The following is a 15,949-nucleotide window of genomic DNA, read 5'->3' on the forward strand; positions in this document are numbered from 1 at the left end:
CTAACTTTCGTTAGCTTTTTCGCAGAATTTACACGTGGGCAGGAGACGGCCGGCTCGTCCGGCCTCCACACACTGGACCTTCTGCCGGGTCTGCGGATCAAGATGCGGTGCCACGGAGTGCCTCAGCGTAATGCGCGTTCCGTCCGGGCCGGCTGTGGCGACGTCGAGAGGATGGCGCGAACGGTGCGTAAGGCTGTCTCGGCGACATCACTGTGCTGCATGTCGGGATGTTGGCGAGTCCATGAAGTGACCCCGTCCAGGACGGTGATCGCGATATCGACGCCGAGGGTGACGTGACCTGCGAATCCTGCATCCAACGCCGCAGCCACCAACGTCTTCCTGTACACGTCGGATAGCTCCAGAACTTCGTCGCGCACACCTCGAGGCAACGTGTTGCTGATCCTGTCGGAGGCCAGGATGAGATCGAACATGTCGTTTTGAACGAGTCCGAACTGCTGGTCAGCATGGTTTCGGACGAGAGCATCGAAGAAGTCGTCAGGATCCGAGATGCTGTCGACCGCCCGCACCGCACTGTGGGCGAATTCGAAGCAATTCCAGCGCAGTGCTGCCGCAGCGATCTCGTCTCGACCGCCCGGGAAGTGGCTGTACAGACTAGGTGCCTTCATGCCCAGATCGGACGCCAAGCGCCGCAAGGTCACCCCGCCGTAACCATCCGTGACCACCAGTCTCATGAAGGATTGCAGGACCGCAAGCCGTGACTGGGACATCGATGCGGGCGCATCGTGGGAGCGAAGACGAAGCGTTGCCAATGCGGTCTCGCGTCGGGATGTGGGTCCCCCGACTTCTTCACTGAGGTCCTCCCCGCTGAGGATCGAGTCAGCACGGCGGCGATCGATCACTCCCGTAGCAACTGCCGCAGCGATGATCGACTGCAGCTCATCTGTATAGATCTGTGCGCTCGCGCAGTCCCTCAGTGTGCGGTCGACCGTGGTGACGGTGATGCCGGAACGTTCCGTGATGTCGGAAGACTGAAGATCGCACCGATGCAGGAGGTAGCGGTCCGAGTGAGCCGCGCGCGGGAAATCGTTCTTGGGAACTGTCAGGTGCACGCTTGTCGGGTCTTCCGCGCGTAGTCCGTGCAGGTGCAGGGCCGATCCGTGGGACACCACACCGCGATGTCGTGACCATGCGATCGCTTCCGAAAGGTTGTCGTGCTCAGTGGTGGGCGTACCGGGAACTCGGTAGACACCTCGACTTCGGTGTTCCAGTTGTCCGCGGGTTGTGAGCAGTCTCAGCTGAACGGGATCGATTCCAATTTCACGGGCTTGGTGCGTTGTCACGAACCCGTGGTGATCGACCGCGAGGTCGACGATCCGCTCCAGTATTGATGGCACTCATGAACAGTATCATTTGATACTGAGTTATCCGGCCTATCGACCGCCTCGGTCGATGGAGTGATCGACGTCTGGTCCTCGGTCCCCCGGCGTGGCCGTAGGCGCTGCCGACCTGCGCATAGAGTCGCTGGCGAGTGGGGCGGCGTTGGCGATGTCGGTGAGTAGGTGTGCGTCGATCGCTTCGGTGTCTAGGCCTGCGGTGGTGAGCTCGGCTCGGTGCCGTTCTCGGCGCTGCGCGGTGTCCCACTCGATGGTGCTCGCCGGGAGGTGGTGTGCTGACGACGTAGTCTGCGATTCCGACGTACCGTAAATTGATCGGTCGTCGTTCTGATGGACCTGGCGTTCGTGTGCGGCGCGGTCCGCGAGTTCGCGTTCGACGGCAGCTGCGACGACTGCGGTGTTCATGGTGTCGCGTAGCGCGGTGAGGTCGATGCCTTTGTCGGTGCGTAGGCGGTCCTCGATGGTGACCGCTGCCCGCTCGGCGACCGGGGATGCGTCCTTCCAGGTGTGCGCGATCCGGACGGCGTCGACGATCTGCGCATCCTGGGCGGTGGCCCACCACTGCCGGTCACCGGTTCGGCGCAGGAACGCCTCTGCGGAGCGTTGTTCGGCGTTCAGCCGCCCGGCCAGGGCTCGTGAGCGTGCCTCCGACGCGGCGGCCGCAGTGCGGAGATTCTGCTCGCGCCGGCGGGCGATGGCCTCGACGACCTGCATCGCGACTTGGATCGATGTGCGCAGGACCATGCCGGTCTGGCGGGAGAGCTGTTCGTGTTCGTCGTCGGCCATGATGGCTCCTCGGTACAGGGGGTTACGAGTGTCTGGCAGGTACGGGTGCCGTCAGGCGGACGACACAGGTGAATCGGCGGTGTGGAGTGCCAACAGTTCGGCGGGGATGGTGATGCTCGGCAGTGGGTGCACCTGCCGGTGGTCGGGGGTGCAGTCCTTGAATGTGCCGTCCGGGGACAGCAGTCTCGACATGTGGTGATCGGCGTGGTCCTTCCACCACACACTCATCCCGGTGGCCGGGTCGAGCCGTAGGTACTCCCATGCCCGCCAGAGTGCGTCGACGCGGGCGCGGGCTTCGGGGTGCAGGAACCAGCTGGGGCACCACCGCATCGCCGGGTGGTCGATGGTCTTGCGCCGGTAGGCGGGGGCGAGGAACTCGGCGAAGAACTGGTACGCGTTCGGGTAGTACGGGCCCCGAGTCTCGGGGTCGGCCTGCTCCCCCGCCGTGCCTGCCTCGTTGTCGGTGTGACTGTTCTGCAATTCGTCTCGGTCGTCGTCGGCTGATGATGCATCACCCGGCCAGGAGCCGTTCGTGTCAGTGTCGAGATCGAACTCGTCGCTCACGAGGCCACCGCCGCGTCCGACCGCGGCACTGCGACCGGATGCTTGGTCGGGGACCGGCGGAGCGACGCGTCCGCTGGATCAGGGTCGTCAACAGCGGGATGCGCGACAGGGTCCTTGCCGGCACGGACCCGGGCGTCGGCGACGGCGCCCGGAACGGCCCGGTATACCAGGGCATCGTCTCGATCATTGCGGGTGGGCATTTCGCGGCGCGCAGGATCGCCCGCCCCGCCGGCATCGCTTCGAGAGCGTCCGCGGGGAGGGTGCGGATCTTCTGCCGCTGCTGCGAGCTCGACCGCCCGGTCGAGTTGCTGGAGACGGTCTGACTCATCTCCCAGTGATCACCGAGGGCGGCGGAGGTGTTCTCAAGGAACCGGCCGTCGTCGGTGGATCCGCCGCCGCCGTAGACGCGGATCGTCGAGGCGCCCCACAGTTTCTTCATCCCGCCCTGACCGAAGCACTCCTCCCCTTGGGACCAGGACTGCAGGATGGTGGTGACGGTGATGCCGCGGGAGCCGAAGTGGCTGTACAGGTTCGGCAACTGACGCCACCGCACCACGTTGGCGGCTTCGTCAAGGGCGTAGGTCGCCGGCACCCGCAGCCGACCCGCCGGCAGCGATTCCTTCGCGGGGGTGGCGGTGGCCCGGTACACCAGGGCGTCGGTGACGGCGACCGTCAATGCGGTGACCAGGGCGCCGCACTCGTGGGCGGCGTCCTCCATCGACAGACAGAACAGGGTGGGGGCGTCCTCGGCGGAGAACGCTGTCGAAGAACGTTGCACGGATCCGGCCCGGCACGGCAGCAGTGCACCGCCACATCGGACCACCGTGAGTCCGCGCACGTCCGCACACCAACTAGTCCCGTTACGGATCGTGTCACCCTCGTGTCACCGAGACTGAAAGCGCAGGTCAGAGCCACCGGGACCGGCGACCTCAACAGTCCGGATGAAAAGGTCAGTTTTCGAATACTTGCTGGTCAGGGCAGTGCTGGCATGTACTCCAAGGACTCACGCCACTTCATTCAGGAGCATGCGAAGCTGAAAAAGCGGCTATGCGAGGCGCATAACCGCTGATCAGGGTACGTTGTGGAGCCGCCTAAGAGAATCGAACTCTTGACCTTTTCATTACGAGTGAAATGCTCTACCGACTGAGCTAAGGCGGCGTGGCTCCCTGAGGAGCCATCGCAAGTTTAACCGGTCCCCCCGCCCGAACCCAAAACGGGGGTCAGCGGGCCGCCGCGCCCAGTGTGGCGACCATCGCGTCGACCGCGAACTTGGGCTTGACGTTCATCTCCAGCGCTTCGCGGCACCGGAGGATCGCCTCGATGCACTGCAGCAACGACTCGGGAGTCGACACCGAGGCGAGGCCGCGGGCCTGGTCCTCCATGTCGGGGTGCGTCATCGTCGACGAGGCGCCGTACGACTGTGCGAGAGCGTCGCGGTACAGCCCGGCGAGGTCGATGAGTGCCCGGTCCAGCGAGTCTCGACCGGTACGAGTGCGCCTCGACTTCTGCCGCTGTTCCAGTTCCTTGAGCACGCCGGCGGATCCGCGCAGCGCGCCCGCTGCACCCTTGCCGGTGCCGCCGGCGCCGAGTGACGTCCGCAGTTCGTCGGTCTCCCGCTCGTCGCGGTCGGCGTTGATCTGCACCGCGTCGGACTCGGCGGCCTTCACCAGTTCCTCGACCACCGCGTACTGGGTGGCGGGGCGGAGCGCCGCCTTGGCGATGCCCAGTGCCCGCTGCCGTCGCTCGCGTGCCTCGGGGTCCGTCGCCAAGCGGCGCGCACGGCCCACGTGTCCGCCGCCCACCGAGGCGGCCCACGCGGCGGTCTTCTCGTCCAGGCCGTCGTTCTCCCGCAACACGCGCGCGATGTCGTCGGGCTTGGGCGTCACCAGAGCCACGTGCCGACAGCGCGAGCGGATGGTGACGGCGATGTCCTCCGGATCCACGGACGGTGCGCAGAGCAGGAAGATGGTGCGGGCCGGCGGCTCCTCGACCGCCTTGAGGAGCGCGTTGTAGGCGCGCTCACCCAGCCTGTCCGCGTCCTCGATGACCACGATCTGCCACGTCCCCGTGGTGGGGCGACGCGCTGCCATCTGCACCACCTCGCGCATCTCCTTGACCGAGATGCTGAGGCCCTGCGGCACGATGCGGCGCACGTCGCCGTGGGTGCCGTGCATGGTGGTGGTGCAGGCGTGGCAGTGGCCACACCCGATGACGTCCGGATCCGTGCACTGCAGCGCAGCCGCGAAGCAGACAGCGGCGATGGAGCGGCCGGACCCGGGAGGCCCGGTGAACAGCCACGAGTGCGTCATGCGGGAACCGATGTCACCCTCACGCGCAGCCGCCGCCGCGTCGGACAGCTCGGCGACCACCTCGTGCTGACCGACCAGCCGTTCGAACACTCCCGCCATGGGAGAAGATCTTAGTGCTCCTGTGCGACAGCCCCACCGCGACGCTTGGCCAGCAACGAGGACACCCCGGTCATCACGGCCACGACGATCGAGCCGACGACGAGACCGATCAGCGCGGATGCCAGCGTGTTGACGATCCAGGCCAGCACACCCCCGATACCGGCGACGTCGTGGACCGCGTCCTCCATGTGGTGGACGAACTCGTAGATCGGGTGGAAGCCCAGCTCGTCAATGCCGTTGAGCAGGATGTGGCCGCCGACCCACAGCATCGCCGCGGTGCCCACCACGGACAGCACCGCCATCACCTTGGGCATGCCCTTGACCAGGCCGCGCCCGACGGTCTGCGCGATGCCCGACGAGGTGTCGGCCAACCGGAGACCGATGTCGTCCATCTTCACGATGAGACCGACAACGCCGTAGACGAGGACGGTGATCACCACGGCGACGACGGCCAGGATGATCAGTCGGCTCCAGAAACCCTCGGCGGCGATGGTGTCGAGCGCGATGACCATGATCTCGGCGGACAGGATGAGGTCGGTGCGCACGGCTCCGGCGACGACGGTGTCCTCGTCGCGAGGTCCGTCCTCCTCGTGATCGTGAGCGCCGTGTCCGGAGATGGCGCCCCAGATCTTGTGCATCGCTTCGTAACTGAGGTAGGCACCGCCGACCATGAGGATCGGCGTCAGCAGCCACGGCAGGAACTGGCTCAGCAGCAGCGCGATCGGCAGGATGATGAGCAGCTTGTTGCGGAGCGACCCGAGGGCGATGCGCCGCACGATGGGGAGCTCGCGTTCGGCGGCGAGGCCGCGCACGTACTGCGGCGTCACGGCGGTGTCGTCGATGACCACACCGGCGGCCTTGGCCGTCGCCTTGCCTGTCGCGGCACCGACGTCGTCGATCGACGCCGCCGCCAGCCTGGCAAGCGCTGCCACGTCGTCGAGCAGGGCTACGAGTCCGCCGGCCATCAGTACTCCCGAAGTAGGTCAGTGGTTCGAGAGTGAGAGTACCGCTCCGGGGGTGGGCTCGGCCGCGCATCTCGCAGCAGTTCGCGCAGGCCCTGGACCGTCGCGAACTGCCGAGAGGTGCGCGTACATTCTCCATCCCCAGCCTGTGGATCACGGTCGACGACTCGACGCCCGCATCGCGCACCCTTCGATGCATGTGTCTGATCCCCCGAGCCGATCTCCGACGACGCGGCGTGTCCGACGGTGAGGTACGCGCTGCTGTCCGGTCCGGTTCGATCGTTCCCGTGCGCCGCGGCGTCTACGTCGATCCGGCGACGACCGACTTGTCCGACGACCGCACCCGCCGACTGCTCGAGCTACGCGCCGCCGTCCTCTCCTCCGACAGCGATCTGGTGGTGAGCCACAGCTCGGCAGCGCTGGTCCACGGCATCGACCTGTGGCCCGACATCGATCGTCGAGCACACCTGACGGCGAATCGATCCGGCGGTGGTCGGGCCGGCACGTCGCGCGTCGTGCACGCATCGCCACTGCACCCGGACGACGTGACGACGGTCGACGGGGTGCGTGTCACCTCGCTCGCCAGAACAGTCGTCGACCTCGCCTGTAGTCGGCCGTTCGAGTCCTCGGTCTGCTCAAAGGCGATGCTGCTCTGCGCCGAACATCGGCGGACGATCTGGCTGCGACGCTGGCCCGAGCGCACGGTCGTCGCGGGATCGACAGGGCGCGGCGGGCCATCGCCTTCATGGACGGTGGCGCCGAGAGCGTGGGTGAGTCTCGGAGCCGGGTCTACCTGCACCGGCACGGCCTCCCCGCTCCTGCGCTCCAATGCGACGTCCTCGACGAGAGCGGACGCTTCGTGGGACGGCCGGACTTCCTGTTCGACGGAGTGATCGGCGAGTTCGACGGGCTCGCGAAGTACCGCGAGTACGGGGATGCAGCGGATGTGGTGATCGCCGAGAAACTGCGCGAGGACCGGTTGCGCTCACTGGAGTGGCGGATCGAACGGTGGACGTGGAACGACCTGGCGACGTCGGCTCTCGCCGATCGTCTCCGGGCAGCGCTCACAGCAGCAGAAGGACGCGCACCCCTCGGCAGTACGCGCAGGCACGGGACGGTCGCGAACTGCGGGGAGGTGCGCGTCCAGGACGGCAATCGCGCCTAGAACTCCAACCCCATGTCACCCGCCACCACACCCATCGTCGACTGCCCGTCCAGAGCCTCGCGGAGGATGTCGGCGTGCCCGCTGTGGTGGGCGATCTCGCGCAACAGGTGCAGCAGTACGCGCCGCGCCGTCCACCAGATGCGCTCCGGCGCCCACGGTGCGGTGGGTTGCGGGATCAGGTCGTCGAGGTTGCCGAGCGCGGCGATGCACTGCTCCAGCGCTCGGCCGGCGGAGTCGAGTTCGGCCAGCACCTGTTCGATCGACTCGGGCACCTCGGGCTCGCCCGATCCCGAGAAGTCGACGGTCGAAGTCTCGTCGCGCTCCTCGAGCATGGTCACGTTCCCGCGGATCACCGACGCGACGTGCGCGATCAGCGAGGCGAGCGTGAACTCACTGACGGTCGTGCGCCGACGCGCCTGCTCATCGGTGATCCCCCGCGCCGTGATCGCGAGCATCCCGCGCTGATCGGCCAGGATGGTGACCAGATCGAGCTTCTCGCCCGTGACGTCGACCGACGGCCCCACGGATGTGTACGTCCCCGCCATGATGTGCCCCTCTCCTCGTGTGTGAGGAGAACGCTAGGGGCAATCGCGGACAGGTGCGGTCCTCAGGACTCGGCGGGCGGCGTCTTCTTCGCAGCGGTCTTCTTGGCGGCCGCCTTCTTCGCGGGAGCCTTCTTGGCCGGCGTCTTCTTCGCTGCCGCCTTCTTGGCGGGAGCCTTCTTCGCCGGCGCCTTCTTGGTGGCCTTCTTCTTCACGGGCCCGCGAGCGCGACGATCCGCGAGGAGTTCCATGGCCCGCTCGTCGGTGATGGTGCCCACCTCGTCGCCCTTGCGCAGGCTGGCGTTGGCCTCACCGTCGGTGACGTACGGACCGAAGCGGCCGTCCTTGATCACCATCGGCTGACCACTGACAGTGTCCACACCGAGTTCGCGCAGCGGCGGCGTGGCCGCACCCTGACGTCCGCGACGCTTGGGCTCGGAGTAGATCTTCAGAGCCTCCTCGAGGGAGACGGTGAAGATCTGGTCCTCGGTGGCCAGCGAGCGGGAGTCGGTGCCCTTCTTGAGGTAGGGACCGTAGCGCCCGTTCTGCGCCGTGATCTCTTCCTTGCTCTCGGGATCGACGCCCACCACGCGCGGCAACGACAGCAGCTTCAGCGCGTCGTCCAACGTGACCGTCGCGAGATCCATCGACTTGAGCAACGAACCCGTTCGCGGCTTCGGTGCGGTCGCTTTCTTGGCGGCCTTCTTGGCGGGAGCCTTCTTCGCCGCCTTGGTGGCCACGGCGGTGCCGCCGCCCCCATCGGACGAATGCTGTTCCACCGGAACGATGTCCGGGGTGGGCTCGGGCTCCTCGGGGATGACCTCGGTGACGTACGGCCCGAATCGTCCTTCCTTGGCGACGATCTCGTGACCCGACAGCGGGTCGACACCGAGCTTGCGACCCTCCTGCGGAGTCGCGAACAGCTTCTCGGCGAACTCGAGCGTCAGCTCGTCCGGCGGAAGGTCGTCGGGCAGGTTGGCGCGCTGCGAGATCGGATCCCCGTCGGGATCGTCCGGGTTCTGCACCATCCGTTCGAGGTACGGGCCGTAGCGACCGACGCGGACGTGTACGTCGCGACCTTCGGAGTCGTCGAACAGGTGGATCGAGTTGATGACGCGAGCGTCGATGTCCTCGAGGTTCTGGCCGACCATCTTCTTCAGTCCGCCGGACCGTGCGACCGACCCCTCCGTGCCGTTCTCACCGCCGAAGTAGAAGGCGGACAACCAGTCTCCACGTCGTTCGCGGCCACCGGCGATGGCGTCGAGGTCGTCCTCCATGCCTGCGGTGAAGTCGAAGTCGACCAACCTGCCGAAGTGCGCCTCCAGCAACGCGATCACGGAGAACGCCACCCACGACGGCACCAGGGCGCTGCCGCGCTTGTAGACGTATCCGCGGTCGAGGATGGTCTTGATGATCGACGAGTACGTCGACGGGCGACCGATGCCGAGTTCCTCGAGCGTCTTGATGAGCGACGCCTCGGTGAAGCGGGCCGGCGGGTTGGTGGTGTGACCGTCGGGATCGAGACCGGTGGCCGTGACCGCCTGTCCCTGCTCGAGAACCGGCAACCGGGACTCGGCGTCGTCGGACTGTCCCCCGGCCTGGTCGTCGACACTCTCGACGTAAGCCTTGAGGAAGCCGGCGAACGTGATGGTGCGTCCCGACGCGGCGAAGGTGCACTCCTCACCGGTACCCGCGGTGCCCGAGATGCGCAGCGACAGAGTGGTTCCGCGCGCATCCGCCATCTGGGATGCGACCGTGCGCTGCCAGATGAGTTCGTAGAGGCGGAACTCGTCGGTGTCCAGCGAGCTGTGCAGTTGGCCCGGTGTCGCGAAGGAATCACCGGCGGGGCGGATGGCCTCGTGCGCCTCCTGGGCGTTCTTGACCTTGCGGGTGTACTGCCGCGGAGTGTCGTGCACGTACTCCGGGCCGTACAACTCGGTGGCCTGGCGACGTGCGGCATCGATCGCTGACGCCGACAGGTTCGTCGAGTCGGTACGCATGTAGGTGATGTAGCCGTTCTCGTACAACCGCTGCGCGATACGCATGGTGCGCTCGGAGGACATACGGAGCTTGCGCCCGGCCTCCTGCTGCAGGGTCGAGGTCATGAACGGGGGGTACGGACGACGCGTGTACGGCTTGGACTCGACCGACGCGACGGTCAGATCGACACCGTCCAGAGCCTCGGACAACCGGCGTGCGCGCGCCTCGTCGAGAACGGTGACGCCCTCGGACTTGAGTTTGCCGTCGGCACCGAAGTCGCGTCCCGACGCGACACGAGAGCCGTCGACGTTGACCAGGCGCGCACCGAACGCCCGCGGCGTCGCCTCGGCGCCGGCGTCGAGCTGCGCCGAGATGTCCCAGTACTCGGCCGATCGGAACGCCATGCGCTCACGTTCGCGCTGCACGATGACACGTGTGGCCACCGACTGGACGCGGCCCGCCGACAGCTTCGGCATGACCTTCTTCCACAGCACCGGCGAGACCTCGTAGCCGTACAGGCGGTCGAGGATGCGGCGCGTCTCCTGGGCGTCGACGAGGTCGGTGTCCAGTTCGCGGGTGTCGGCGGCGGCGGCGAGGATGGCCGGCTCGGTGATCTCGTGGAAGACCATCCGTCGAACCGGAATCTTCGGCTTGAGCGTCTCGAGGAGATGCCACGCGATGGCCTCGCCCTCGCGGTCGGGGTCGGTGGCGAGGTAGAGCTCGTCGGCGTCCTTGAGCAGGCTCTTGAGCTCGGCGACCTTGCCCTTCTTCTCCGGGCTGACGACGTAGAGAGCCTCGAAGTCGTGGTCCACGTCGACACCGAGACGAGCCCAGGACTCGCCCTTGTACTTGGCCGGAACGTCTGCAGCACCACGCGGGAGATCTCGGATGTGCCCGACCGAGGCCTCGACCACGTAGTTCTTGCCCAGATAGGGCGCGATCTTCTTGGCCTTGGTGGGTGACTCGACGATCACGAGACGCCGAAGCCCGGACGCGCCGGACGACGAGTTCCCCGTGCTGTCTCCTGCTGCCACCTGCTGCCGAACCTTCCTGGTCCCCGCGAGAGGGAACCCGTTCACCTGCGTCGATACCCCGAACCGTTCGAAGCCGACACACTACAGAGTGACACACACGTGCAACTCGTATGTGACACCGCGGCCCATCGACCATCGGTGACCTCCGTCCGAGTCCCCCTCTTCCTCTACACGAGGACGGGCCACCCGCCCGCGGCGAGAGCGCCCGGTGGCGGCTCGCCGATGTTCTCGATGAGCCTGGTCACCCGACGTCGACCGGTGATCCGGAGTGCCGGCGTCCCTCCGTGGGTTCCCACCAGAGTCGGCGCCACACCGGCGCGCATCAACGACTGGGCGAGCACCGGATGCGTGTCGGGGGCGTGCGGATCGAGTCCGAGGACGAACCGGGCGCCGCCTGCCTCCTGCCGTCCCGCCGCGACCACCCAGGCCCGCAGGGCGCGCGGTCCGGGCACCCAACCCCCGGGCACCGCCTTCACCGCTCCCCGGACCCACTCCGCGGCGAGCGACGCCAGCTCGGGCACCGGCTCGGTCCGGACCAGTGGCCGTCCCTCGTCGGTCGTCGTGATCTCGGCGTCGAAGCCGCACGACTCGATCAGGTCGGCCACCGCGTGGGCACGCCAGGTGGCGTCGACGACGACGGAGATGCGCGTGCGCCCGGACACGATCACGGGCTGACCCTGCGCAGCCAGCAGCCCGGCGAGGTCGGCCGCGTCGGGCGGCGTCGACTCGGCGGAGAAGAAGGACAACTGGCTCACGATCGCGACAGTAAGCCACGAACGCCCCGCCGGCGTGGTGTCCGCGACGCAGTGTCACGGAAACGAGACGTCCCCCGCCACCTCGGAAGGCGACGGGGGACGTGTCGGTAGAGACTGTCCGATCGAGATCAGACGGCGCGGACGCCCGTGGCCTGGGGGCCCTTGGTGCCCTGTCCGACCTCGAACTCCACGCGCTGGTTCTCCTCGAGGGTGCGGAAGCCGCTGCCCTGGATCTCGGAGTAGTGGACGAAGACGTCAGCGGAGCCGTCCTCGGGTGCGATGAAGCCGAAGCCCTTTTCGGCGTTGAACCACTTCACAGTTCCCTGTGCCATGCTTGTCTATCCTTTTCTTGAACACCGGATGCGATGAACGGCACTTACAGTCCATCGGGCCGGTTCCGACCGCTGTGATGATCCCCCCCAAGAGTCACCCCGTGGGCAGAGCTTCACGCACCGCGCTCGCAACATTAGATCCTGCGAGCGTGAAAACGAACACAGAAGCTGCGACCGAGAACAGTGAACCACGTCGGACGGCGGCGCGACAGTCGACGAGACAACAACTTCGTAAATATCCTCGCGGGCTCTGTCCGCCCGTTCTTCTACGATCGACACGAGCACCGAGGGAGTGAGAGACAGTGAGCACGACGACCGACGCACCGGCCTCCTCGTTCGGCGGAATGCTGCTCGGACGAGCGCTGGCGGGAACGCCGCCGGGAGAGTCTCCGCTGACCCATGCGGCGGAGCTGCCGGGACGTGAGTCCCGGTACGCCGCATGGCCGCAGTGGCTCGAGCCCGCGGTCGTCGAGGTCTTCCAGGACTGCGGGATCCCGCAGCCGTGGACCCACCAGGCAGAGGCCGCGTCGCTCGCGTGGTCGGGCCGCAACGTGGTGGTCTCGACGGGCACGGCGTCGGGCAAGTCGCTGGCGTACCGGATGCCCGTGCTGTCCCGTCTGTCGACCGACGCGCGTGCCACCGCGCTCTACCTCGCGCCCACCAAGGCGCTGGGGGCAGACCAGCTTCGGGCTGCAGTGGACATGACGGACTCGCTCGCCGCGCGGGGCTTCCCGGACATCGCACCGAGTGCGTACGATGGCGACACACCCCTCGAGGTGCGCCAGTGGGCCCGGGCGAATTCACGGTGGATCTTCACCAACCCCGACATGCTGCACATCTCGCTGCTCAAGGGCCATCAGCGGTGGGCGCACTTCTTCCGCAACCTGGCGTACGTCGTCGTTGACGAATGTCATTCGTATCGAGGGGTGTTCGGCTCCAACGTCGCCCTGATCCTGCGACGACTCCGGCGCATCGCCGCGCGCTACGGCGCCGCGCCCGTCGTCGTTCTCGCCAGCGCCACCGCGTCGAATCCCGGGGCTGCTGCCAGTCGCCTGGTCGGTGCACCGTGCGAGGAGATCACCGAGGACGGATCTCCCCACGGTCCCCGGACCGTCGCCCTGTGGGAGCCACCGCTTCTGGACGTCACGGGTGAGAACGGGGCGCCGATCCGGCGCGCCGCCGGTTCCGAGGCCGCACGCATCATGGCCGACCTCGTCGTCGAGGGCGCCCGAACACTGACGTTCGTCCGTTCCCGACGCGGCGCGGAGCTGACGGCACTGGGTACCGCGCGGCTGCTCGCGGACGTCGATCCCGATCTGCCGCAGCGCATCGCGGCATACCGGGCCGGATACCTCGCCGACGACCGCCGCGAACTAGAGCGGTCGCTGTCCGACGGCACCCTGCTCGGCGTGGCCACCACCAACGCACTCGAGCTCGGCGTCGACATCGCGGGGCTCGACGCCGTCGTCGTCGCCGGCTTCCCGGGGACGGTCGCGTCGTTCTGGCAGCAGGCCGGCCGCTCCGGTCGCCGCGGCCAGGGATCGCTGGTGATCCTGGTGGGCCGGGACGACCCGCTCGACACGTACCTCGTGCACCATCCGGCCGCGTTGTTGGACAAGCCCATCGAGGCGACGGTCACCGATCCCACCAACCCCTACGTGCTGGGGCCACAGCTGCTCTGCGCGGCCATGGAACTCCCGCTGACCGACGACGAGGTGATCGAGCTCGGCGCTCAGGACGTCGCGCAGTCCCTCGCGGACCGGGGTCTGCTCCGCCGTCGGCCGCACGGGTGGTACATCACCGCGGACGCGACCCCCCATGTGGCGGTGGACATCCGGGGCGGTATCGGGTCGCAGATCGCGATCGTCGACGGCTCCACCGGACGCATGCTCGGCACCGTCGACGCCGGCCGCGCGCCCTCGACGACCCACCCCGGCGCTGTCCACATCCATCAGGGCGAGTCGTTCGTCGTGGACACGCTCGACTTCGAGGAAGGCCTCGCGGTGGTGCACCCCGAGGAGCCCGAGTGGACCACCTCGGCGCGCGAGATCACCGACATCGTGATCGAGGACGTGCACGAACAGCAGTCGTACGGGGAGGTCGACGTCGCGCTGGTGCAGGTCCAGGTGAGCCACCAGGTGGTCGGATACCTCCGCAGACTGCCGTCCGGAGAGATCCTCGACTCCGTGGAACTCGACATGCCGATGCAGGAACTCCACACGCGCGCAGTCATGTACACGATCACGCCGGAGTTGCTCGAGTCCGCCGGCGTGACCGCCGAACGTGTCCCCGGGTCGCTCCACGCGGCGGAGCACGCGGCCATCGGTCTGCTGCCCCTCGTCGCGACATGCGACCGATGGGACATCGGCGGCGTGTCGACGGCACTGCACGCCGACACCGGTCTGCCGACGGTCTTCGTCTACGACGGGTACGACGGTGGCGCCGGATTCGCCGACCGCGGCCACGCCGTCATCGGCACCTGGCTCTCCGCGACCCGCGAGGCCATCGCGTCGTGCGAGTGTGTCTCGGGGTGCCCGTCCTGCGTGCAGTCACCCAAGTGCGGCAACGGAAACGATCCGTTGGACAAGGACGGCGCCGTGCGCGTGCTCGACGCCGTCCTCGCCTGTCTGGAGGGTTAGGCAGACACGGTGGCCGGTTCGCCGAGCGCCACCGGTAGCGTGCGGAACCCGTGCAGCACACGGGTGTCCCGCTTGACGCCGGTGCCGGCGGACGACAGATGCGGGAAGCGGTCGAACAGCGTGCGCAGTCCCACCTCGCTCTCCGCGCGCGCGAGTGCGGCGCCGAGGCAGTAGTGGCGCCCACCCGAGAACGACAGGTGCTTGTTGGCGTTGGACCGACCGACGTCGAAAGTGTCGGCGTCGTCGAAGACCTGCGGGTCCCGATTACCGGCCGCGAGGACGCACACCACCAGATCGCCGGCCTCGAGGTCCATGCCTTCGAGGGTGACGGAACCCTTCGCGACGCGGGCCGTCATCTGCACCGGCGACTCGAGCCGCAGCATCTCGTCGACGGCCGTTCCCCACAGCGACGGATCGTCCTGCAGTCGCGCGAGCTGGTCGGGGTTGTTCATCAGCAGATTGATGCCGCTGCCGAGCAGGTTGACCGTCGTCTCGAACCCTGCCGCCAACACCAGACCCGCGGTGGCGCGGAGTTCCCGATCGTTCAGGTACACCCCGTCCTCGGACGCCGCGATGAGCTGACTCATCAGATCGTCGCCCGGGTTGTCGCGCAATCCCGCGATGTGGGTGGCGAGCCACCGGTCGAAGCCCTCGAGGCCCTGCTCGACCTCGCGGAACTGCGACCACGTCAGACCGACGTCGAGACTGGGCGCCGCGAGTTCGCCGAACTCGAGCACCTTGTCGCGGTCCGCCTCCGGCACGCCGAGGATGTCACCGATGACGGCGACCGGAAGCTTGGCGCAGTACGACGACACGATGTCGACCGTGCCGCCGCCCGCGGCCACGAGTTCGTCGAGAAGCGTGTCGGCCACCAGCTGCACGTTGTCGCGCATCGCGTTGACGGCGCGCGCGGTGAACACCGACGACACCAGCTTGCGGTAGCGGGTGTGCGAGGGCGGCTCGACCGACAGCAGCGACGGCGGCGCCAGCGGGTGCAGAGCGGCGGTTCGGGTGCGACGCTCGATCGCCCGCAGCGGCTTCGGGAGATTGCCGCCCACGACGACGGTGCGGTAGTCGTCCGAGCGCAGGAGGTCGAAGATCAGCCCGTGGTCGACGGTGAGGTAGGCGACGCGGCCCTTGACGATCTTTCCCCGGTCGCGAATCTCCTGGTAGACGACACCGGGGTTCGCGCGAGTCACCGGATCGGCGATGAGCTTGGCCTGCGGGTCACCGATCTTGATGCCGCGTTTGGCGAAGAAGCGCACCACTCCGTGCACCGCGAACCACCGCAGCCGCGATCGTGCCTCGTCCTTGACGTCCGCCACTCTCGACATTCCGATTCCCCCGATGCTCGGCCTGCGATAACCCGGTTGCGCGTTACCGCACGTCACACGTGTGACTCACCTCATGATGCGCCGGTCACGACG

14 protein-coding genes and 1 tRNA gene are annotated in these 15,949 nt (G+C 67.5%); 3 read left to right on the forward strand and 12 right to left on the reverse strand.

Annotated elements, in window-relative coordinates:
- Positions 1–122 precede the first annotated feature (122 nt).
- The 7 genes from J4E04_RS20975 to J4E04_RS21005 all read right to left on the reverse strand — a co-directional run bounded on the left by J4E04_RS20975 (position 123) and on the right by J4E04_RS21005 (position 6,078).
- A complete protein-coding gene (locus J4E04_RS20975; protein WP_490149559.1) occupies positions 123–1,355 on the reverse strand; it encodes a type IV toxin-antitoxin system AbiEi family antitoxin domain-containing protein in 1,233 nt (410 codons plus the stop codon).
- Between the two features lie 36 nt (positions 1,356–1,391).
- Positions 1,392–2,141, reverse strand: a complete 750-nt coding sequence (locus J4E04_RS20980; protein WP_490149560.1) for a hypothetical protein — start codon at positions 2,139–2,141, stop codon at positions 1,392–1,394.
- 51 nt (positions 2,142–2,192) lie between these two features.
- The gene (locus tag J4E04_RS20985) at positions 2,193–2,705 is read right to left on the reverse strand and encodes a DUF4913 domain-containing protein (RefSeq protein ID WP_490149561.1); all 513 of its coding nucleotides are present in this window, start codon (positions 2,703–2,705) and stop codon (positions 2,193–2,195) included.
- Entirely contained in the window at positions 2,677–3,483 is an 807-nt protein-coding gene (locus tag J4E04_RS20990) for a type IV secretory system conjugative DNA transfer family protein (protein ID WP_490149562.1), read from the reverse strand. Before J4E04_RS20990 ends, J4E04_RS20985 begins: the two co-directional genes overlap by 29 nt.
- A 304-nt stretch (positions 3,484–3,787) precedes the next feature.
- A tRNA-Thr gene (locus tag J4E04_RS20995) sits at positions 3,788–3,863 on the reverse strand.
- Positions 3,864–3,925: 62 nt separating this feature from the next.
- On the reverse strand, positions 3,926–5,113 hold the full coding sequence (locus J4E04_RS21000; protein ID WP_027506716.1) for a DNA polymerase III subunit delta': 1,188 nt from the start codon (positions 5,111–5,113) through the stop codon (positions 3,926–3,928).
- Positions 5,114–5,124: 11 nt separating this feature from the next.
- A complete protein-coding gene (locus J4E04_RS21005; RefSeq protein ID WP_490149563.1) occupies positions 5,125–6,078 on the reverse strand; it encodes a DUF808 domain-containing protein in 954 nt (317 codons plus the stop codon).
- A gap of 194 nt (positions 6,079–6,272) precedes the next feature.
- Here J4E04_RS21005 and J4E04_RS21010 point away from each other — a divergent pair, with 194 nt between their 5' ends.
- Both J4E04_RS21010 and J4E04_RS21015 read left to right on the forward strand, forming a co-directional pair.
- Positions 6,273–6,968 (forward strand): type IV toxin-antitoxin system AbiEi family antitoxin domain-containing protein, encoded by a 696-nt coding sequence (locus tag J4E04_RS21010; protein WP_490149564.1) that lies wholly within the window; start codon positions 6,273–6,275, stop codon positions 6,966–6,968.
- The gene (locus J4E04_RS21015; protein WP_490149565.1) at positions 6,935–7,240 is read left to right on the forward strand and encodes a hypothetical protein; all 306 of its coding nucleotides are present in this window, start codon (positions 6,935–6,937) and stop codon (positions 7,238–7,240) included. The genes J4E04_RS21010 and J4E04_RS21015 overlap by 34 nt, the downstream gene beginning before the upstream one ends.
- Here the strand turns inward: J4E04_RS21015 and J4E04_RS21020 are convergent.
- From J4E04_RS21020 to J4E04_RS21035, 4 genes are all read right to left on the reverse strand, one after another.
- Positions 7,237–7,785 carry a mycothiol transferase gene (locus tag J4E04_RS21020; protein WP_222650620.1) on the reverse strand — a complete coding sequence of 183 codons (549 nt, stop codon included), beginning with the start codon at positions 7,783–7,785 and terminating at the stop codon, positions 7,237–7,239. The genes J4E04_RS21015 and J4E04_RS21020 overlap by 4 nt on opposite strands.
- A gap of 62 nt (positions 7,786–7,847) precedes the next feature.
- Positions 7,848–10,796 carry a type I DNA topoisomerase gene (gene topA, locus J4E04_RS21025; protein ID WP_222647573.1) on the reverse strand — a complete coding sequence of 983 codons (2,949 nt, stop codon included), beginning with the start codon at positions 10,794–10,796 and terminating at the stop codon, positions 7,848–7,850.
- A gap of 167 nt (positions 10,797–10,963) precedes the next feature.
- A complete protein-coding gene (locus J4E04_RS21030) occupies positions 10,964–11,551 on the reverse strand; it encodes a hypothetical protein (protein WP_222638935.1) in 588 nt (195 codons plus the stop codon).
- A 128-nt stretch (positions 11,552–11,679) separates the two neighbouring features.
- Entirely contained in the window at positions 11,680–11,883 is a 204-nt protein-coding gene (locus tag J4E04_RS21035; protein ID WP_005248460.1) for a cold-shock protein, read from the reverse strand.
- A gap of 344 nt (positions 11,884–12,227) precedes the next feature.
- Here J4E04_RS21035 and J4E04_RS21040 point away from each other — a divergent pair, with 344 nt between their 5' ends.
- Entirely contained in the window at positions 12,228–14,522 is a 2,295-nt protein-coding gene (locus J4E04_RS21040) for a DEAD/DEAH box helicase (protein WP_490150589.1), read from the forward strand.
- Here J4E04_RS21040 and J4E04_RS21045 read toward each other — a convergent pair.
- Complete coding sequence (locus tag J4E04_RS21045; protein WP_056443404.1) at positions 14,519–15,856, reverse strand: cytochrome P450; 1,338 nt, start codon at positions 15,854–15,856, stop codon at positions 14,519–14,521. The two genes, J4E04_RS21040 and J4E04_RS21045, sit on opposite strands and share 4 nt — an antisense overlap.
- Positions 15,857–15,949: the final 93 nt, after the last annotated feature.

It is taken from the genome of Rhodococcus sp. NFXS4 (assembly GCF_058139645.1).

Coding starts and splice junctions, on each gene's coding strand:
- J4E04_RS21010 (WP_490149564.1), top strand. CDS start 6,273: ATGTGTCTGATCCCCCGAGCCGATCTCCGACGACGCGGCGTGTCCGAC.
- J4E04_RS21005 (WP_490149563.1), bottom strand. CDS start 6,078: ATGGCCGGCGGACTCGTAGCCCTGCTCGACGACGTGGCAGCGCTTGCC.
- J4E04_RS21035 (WP_005248460.1), bottom strand. CDS start 11,883: ATGGCACAGGGAACTGTGAAGTGGTTCAACGCCGAAAAGGGCTTCGGC.
- J4E04_RS21045 (WP_056443404.1), bottom strand. CDS start 15,856: ATGTCGAGAGTGGCGGACGTCAAGGACGAGGCACGATCGCGGCTGCGG.
- J4E04_RS21020 (WP_222650620.1), bottom strand. CDS start 7,785: ATGGCGGGGACGTACACATCCGTGGGGCCGTCGGTCGACGTCACGGGC.
- J4E04_RS21000 (WP_027506716.1), bottom strand. CDS start 5,113: ATGGCGGGAGTGTTCGAACGGCTGGTCGGTCAGCACGAGGTGGTCGCC.
- J4E04_RS20980 (WP_490149560.1), bottom strand. CDS start 2,141: ATGGCCGACGACGAACACGAACAGCTCTCCCGCCAGACCGGCATGGTC.
- J4E04_RS21040 (WP_490150589.1), top strand. CDS start 12,228: ATGCTGCTCGGACGAGCGCTGGCGGGAACGCCGCCGGGAGAGTCTCCG.